Consider the following 5,574-nt stretch of genomic DNA (forward strand, 5'->3'; position numbering starts at 1 on the left):
CGATCGCCGTCACCGGCGCGAGCGGCTTCTGCGGTTCCCACGTCGCCGTCACCGCCGCCGCGCGCGGGGCCGAGGTGCTGTGTGTCGGACGGCGCCCCGGACCGGTCGGCAGGCACATCCCGTGGGACGCGGCCCGGGAGGTGCCGGACCTGTCCGGCGCCGACCTCGTCGTGCACTGCGCGGCGGCGGTCGGCGATCCGTTACCCGGCTCCCGCGCCGAGGCCGCGATGCGTGCCGTCAACGTCGGCGGGACCGCGCGGCTGATGGCGGCGGCCGGCGGGCGGCCGGTGGTGTGGGTGAGCAGCGCCAGCGTCTACGAGCCCGGCCCCGGCCGGTCCTGGATCACCGAGGACCATCCGGTCCGCGGCCAGTTGAACGCCTACGGCCGCACCAAGGCCGCCGGGGAGGCCCTGGCTCTCTCCGGCGGGGCCGTGGTGCTGCGGCCCCGGGCGGTCTACGGACCCGGTGATCCGCATCTGGTGCCCCGGCTGCTGTCCCGTGTCCGGCGTGGCGTCCTCGTATTGCCCGGCCCCAGCGTCCGCCTCAGCCTCACGGCCGTGGAGAACCTGACGGACGCCTGCCTCACCGCCGCGGGCTGGCCGCCGGGCGCCTACAACATCGCCGACCCGGTTCCGTACGACCGCGACCAGGCCGTCCGGTCCGTCCTGCGGGCCCACGGCGTCCGGGCGCGCATACGCCACGTCGCGGCACCGGCCGCCCGTGCCGTGGCGCGGGCGGCCCAGGTCCTGGCCCGGCCGCTGCCGGGCAGGGAGCCGGTCCTCACCCCGTACGCGGTCGACCAGCTCGCGGCCTCGGTCGTGCTGGACGTGTCCAGGGCGCGGTCCCGGGGGTGGACGGCCGGCCGCCTGCTCGCGGACTATGCGGACCACTCGGGTCGCACCGCCGCCCCGCCCGCCGGGTGAACGCTCGCGGCAGTGACTCCCCCGGCCCCCTCACCTCGCCGGGCGGCCCAGCCAGAGGCCGGCCCCCTCAGCTCGCCGGACGGCCGAGCCAGAGGCCGGCTCGGGCAGCTCGCCGGACGGCCGAGTCAGAGGCCCCCCTCACCTCGCCGGGCGACCCAACTAGAGGCCGGCCCCCTCAGCTCGCCGGACGGCCGAACCAGAGGCCGGCCGCCCGCTCGAACCGCTCACGGTCGGGGAGGCGTTCGTCCGCCCAGGCGACGACGCCGTCCGGCCGGACGAGCACGGCTCCCGCTCCGAGGTCGTTCGTCGCGGGCCCCGCCGCGTAACGTATCCGGCTCCGCCAGGCCGCCGCCGGACGGCGCAGACGCCGGTCGGCGCTGAAGTCGAGCGCCACGCCGCGTCCGTCCTGCATCAGGTCGCCGAGCCGCGTGCCGTCCTCGAGACGGACGTCCGGGGCGCTGCGGCCGGCCAACGGGTGTTCGCAGCCGAGGTCGTGCCGGATCGACGAGCCCGACACCTGCCCGAACACGTAGGTCGCCCCGTCGCGGGTCCCGATCAGCTCGCGGACCACCGCCTGGATCGCCTGGGAGTGCGGGTCCGGCCTCATCACCGCCACCTGGGCGCGGGACCAGTCGAGCACCCGCGCGCCGACCGGGTGGCGCTCGCGGGTGTAGGTGTCGAGCAGCCCCTCGGGCGCGTGGCCGTGCACGGTCGCCGCGAGTTTCCAGCCCAGGTTCACGGCGTCACCGATGCCGGTGTTGAGTCCCTGTCCGCCGAGGGGGGAGTGGATGTGGGCGGCGTCGCCCGCGAGCAGGACGCGCCCTCGCCGGTAGGTCGTCGTCTGCATCGCCCGGTCGGTGAAGCTGGAGGCGATCCGGACGTCGCTCAGGGTCACGTCGGTGCCGGACACCCGGCGCAGCACCGTCTGCAGGTGGTCCCGCGTCGGCTGCTGCGAGCGGTCGAACGCGCCCCCGTCGAAGTCCATCATCCCGATGTGCCCTCGCGTGGGCATCTGGACGTAGACGCCGTTCGGAGTGAGGTTGAACCCGGGCCCCAGCTTCTCGGGGTCGGCGATGGTGACGTGCATGGCGTAACCGGTGAACTGCGGCTCGGTGCCCACGAATTCGAAGCCCGCCAGCTTGCGCACCGCGCTGCGGCCGCCGTCGCAGCCGACGAGCCAGCGGGCCGCGTACTCGTGCCCGCCGGCTCGTGCGACCACGCGCCCACCGTCCTGGGCGACGGCGGTGACCGCGGCGCCGCGCCTGATCTCCACGCCCAGCTTGGCCGCGTGCTCGGACAGCAGCGCCTCGACCGCCGCGAGGTTCGTCAGCAGGCCCTCGGCCGCCGGGCCGGCGAGCCGTACCGGCAGCGCGGCGACGTCCACCTTGTCCGGGTCGAGCACCATGCCGGCGAAGTGGCCGCCGCGACGGGGGGTCCACCGCTCGTCCGCGCCGGGGTTCGGGCCGGAACCGTCGTGGACGCCCGACGCGGCCAGCAGCGGGGGCAGCAGACCCCGGCGGTAGAACGCCTCGACGGAGGCGACGGACAGGCCCCGCATACCGAGCGGTTCGGCCCGCCACGGGGAGCCGGGCTCCGGCTCCCGTTCGAGCACCAGGACCGAGCAGCCCGCGAGGCCGAGCTCGCAGGCGAGGAACAGACCGACCGGGCCTGCGCCCACGATCATCACGTCATGCACGAGGAATCCCCTCTCTTCCCGAACCACGGCCGGACGGCACCCGGCCCGTTCCGGAAGAGTCCCAGTGGGCGCCTGCACCGGGCCGACAGCCGCCGACACCGGGCCGACAGCCCCCGTCGTCCGGACCGCGTCCACGGGACGTCGTGCCCGGTCACGGCCGGAACGGAGCGTCACCTCTCCCGGTCGAACCAAGCCGTGGTCCTCGGCAGGAACAGCAGGACGAGGACCGGTGTCCCGAGAGCGACGCGCGCGGCGGTGCCCAGCAGCTCCGCGGTCGTCACCGCCTCCGACTAGGTGCTGACGGACGGCAGTACGACCATCACCATGAGGGTGACGGTGGCGAGCCGCACACCGTTGCGGGCGGGGCCGCCGTGGGTCAGGGCGAGCAGCGCGCACACCCACACCAGCAGCCAGGGCCCCATCAGCACGCCGAGCCGGTACGGCGTCGACCGCCCGGCCAGACCCAGACCGACGGCCGGTCCCGTCAGAGCCATGGTGCGGAGCAGGAGTTGAGCCGCACGGACCTGTCCGGGCCTGACCACCTCGTCGATGTCGGCCGGCACCGGCCTTCGGTGCGGCACTGGAACCGGTTCCCGGTCGGGGTGGGCCCGGCGGGCACGAGAAGCGTAGGGGGCGGAAGGATCTTTCGTGTGCCGCGGCCCCGGCCGCCGGGCGGGCGGGCCGGGCGGCCCTCCGCTACGCTCACCGCACGCGACGATCAAGGACGGGGGCGTGGTCGGCATGGCTGCGGGCATGACAGGAGAACGGCTGCGGGCCGAGGATCCGCGGGAGATCGCCGGGTACCGGCTGCTGGCCCGCATCGGCGAGGGCGGCATGGGCACCGTCTACCTCTCCCGCACCCGCGGCGGCCAGCCGGTGGCGCTGAAGGTGATCCGGCGCGAGTACGGAGGCGACGCCGACTTCCGCCGCCGTTTCGAGCAGGAGGTCCAGGCGGCCCGCCGGGTCCAGGGCTACCACGTCGTCCCGGTCGTCGACCATGACACCACCGGCGAACAGCCCTGGCTGGCTTCCGTGTTCATACCCGGCCTGCCCCTGCACCAGGCCCTCGCGGCGCACGGTCCGCTGCCGCCGGACAGCGTGGTGCAACTCGTCGGCTGCACGGCGAAGGCGCTGACGGCGATCCACTCCGCCGGCATCGTGCACCGTGATCTGAAGCCCAGCAACGTCCTGTTGGGCCCCCAGGGGCCGTTCGTCATCGACTTCGGCATCGCCCGCGCCGCGGACGCCACCCAGCTCACCCTGTCCGGCGGGGTCATCGGCACCCCGCAGTTCATGTCCCCCGAGCACGCCCTCGGTGAACCGGTCGGACCGGCTACGGACGTCTTCTCGCTGGGCCTGATCGCCGCCGTGGCCGCGACCGGCCGCCACCCCTACGGCGACGGCGGTGCCCTCACGCTTGCCGCGCAGATCGCCAACTCCGCCCAGCGACCGCCCCGTCTGGACGGCTACGACGACCGGCTCCGGCCACTGCTCGAACGCTGCCTGGCCGCCGACCCGGACCGGCGCGCCGGCACGGAGGAGCTGAGCGAGCTGTGCGAGCGGGCACTGGGGCGTTCCCTGAACCGATTCACCGGCTGGCTGCCCGAGCCGCTCACCGAGGACCTCACCGCACGGGAACGGGCGGTCCTCGCGCCGCCTCCGGAACCGACGGTCACCGACGCCGGACCGGGCGGGCCGAGCGCCGCGAGCTCCGGCGCCGCCACCACCTCCCCCGCCGGTCCGCCCCCGCCCCATGCTCCCGCCTTCGCCGCCGCCCCGACCATGCCCCCGCCGGCCCACGCGCCGTCGGCCGCGGCTCCGGTGCGCCGTACGCCGACGGCGCTCGTCGTCGCGGGAGCGGCGGTGGCCGTGGTCCTCGCGGTCGTGGTGACGTGGACGCTGGCCCGGGCGGGCGGCGCGTCGGACGAAGGGCGCGGCGACGGGAAGCAGTCACAGCCGGGCGACGGGCAGTCGCAGTCGGCCGGCGGGCAGTCACAGCCGGGCGACGGGCAGTCGCAGTCCGCCGGGCCGAGCCACTCCGCACCGGCCGTGTCCTCCTCGCCCGACGACAGTTCCGGGTACACCGTGGTCTTCGAGGACCGGCCGTTCGCCCTGCGGTCACCCGGGGAGGCCAACGTCGTCGCGGTCGACCTCGACGTCCCCGAGGTCGTACAGGACTCCCCCGGCCGCGAGTTCCAGCTGATCGAGGTCTCGGGCGGGCACTGGGAGTTCTCCACACCGATGGGCAAGAGCGCCGGTACGACGGCCGCCCAGTGCCTGACGGGCGCCCGGTCCGATGTGCTGCCGACCGAGATCGACGCGGCCGACCTGCGCAGCACCGTCCCGGTGGGCACACGGCTGTGCACGGTCACCACCGACGGCCGGCTGGCCATGCTGGAGGTCACCGACATCACCACGGCCTCGGACGGCGACCTGCCCGACTACGCCACCAAGCTCACCCTCTGGCGGAAACGCTGAGCCGCTCGCCGCGGTGGCGGTGGCGGTGGCGGTGGCAGCAGGAGCGGTGGCAGCGGGCGCGGTGGCGTCGTGAGCGCCGACCCGATGCCGACGCGCATGTCCGTGCCGCCTCCTCCGCCCAGGGTGATCCGGTCGGTGGCCGGCCCGAGCTGGAGACCGTACGCGCGCTCGTGGATGCCTGGTCGACCGGCGTCGGCAGGCGGCCGGACGGTCTCCACGGCCCCTGCCCGGCGGCGGAGCGACGTCCGGTGGGTCCTGTGCCGGGGGACGGGTGAAGCCCGCCGCGGGTGCGGCGGGCTTCGTGCGGCGGGCGGGTCTCAGTCCGTGGTGAGCATGCCTTCGCGCAGCCGGGCCAGGGTGCGCGACAGCAGGCGGGAGACGTGCATCTGGGAGACGCCCAGGCGTTCGCCGATCTGGGCCTGGGTGAGTTCCTCCACGAAGCGCATGTGGATGATCTGCCGGTCCCGGTCCTCGAGT

At 75.2% G+C, this 5,574-nt stretch carries 5 protein-coding genes; 2 read left to right on the forward strand and 3 right to left on the reverse strand.

Annotated elements, in window-relative coordinates:
- The first annotated feature begins 2 nt into the window (after window positions 1-2).
- Complete coding sequence (locus GT045_RS07375; RefSeq protein WP_345942571.1) at window positions 3-923, forward strand: NAD(P)-dependent oxidoreductase; 921 nt, start codon at window positions 3-5, stop codon at window positions 921-923.
- A 175-nt stretch (window positions 924-1,098) separates the two neighbouring features.
- On the opposite strand, the gene GT045_RS07380 is transcribed toward GT045_RS07375, so the two are convergent.
- Window positions 1,099-2,619, reverse strand: a complete 1,521-nt coding sequence (locus tag GT045_RS07380) for an FAD-dependent oxidoreductase (protein WP_161288101.1) — start codon at window positions 2,617-2,619, stop codon at window positions 1,099-1,101.
- Window positions 2,620-2,909: 290 nt separating this feature from the next.
- Window positions 2,910-3,182, reverse strand: a complete 273-nt coding sequence (locus GT045_RS07385; protein ID WP_161288099.1) for a hypothetical protein — start codon at window positions 3,180-3,182, stop codon at window positions 2,910-2,912.
- Between the two features lie 178 nt (window positions 3,183-3,360).
- Between GT045_RS07385 and GT045_RS07390 the strand changes: the two genes are divergently transcribed.
- Window positions 3,361-5,097, forward strand: a complete 1,737-nt coding sequence (locus tag GT045_RS07390; RefSeq protein ID WP_202527426.1) for a serine/threonine-protein kinase — start codon at window positions 3,361-3,363, stop codon at window positions 5,095-5,097.
- A 317-nt stretch (window positions 5,098-5,414) separates the two neighbouring features.
- On the opposite strand, the gene GT045_RS07395 is transcribed toward GT045_RS07390, so the two are convergent.
- On the reverse strand, window positions 5,415-5,574 hold a 160-nt coding region (locus GT045_RS07395), incomplete at its 5' end, for a sigma-70 family RNA polymerase sigma factor (protein WP_161333671.1).

Source organism: Streptomyces sp. SID486 (genome assembly GCF_009865385.1).
Classification (GTDB): Bacteria; Actinomycetota; Actinomycetes; order Streptomycetales; family Streptomycetaceae; genus Streptomyces.

Coding starts and splice junctions, on each gene's coding strand:
- GT045_RS07390 (WP_202527426.1), top strand. CDS start 3,361: ATGGCTGCGGGCATGACAGGAGAACGGCTGCGGGCCGAGGATCCGCGG.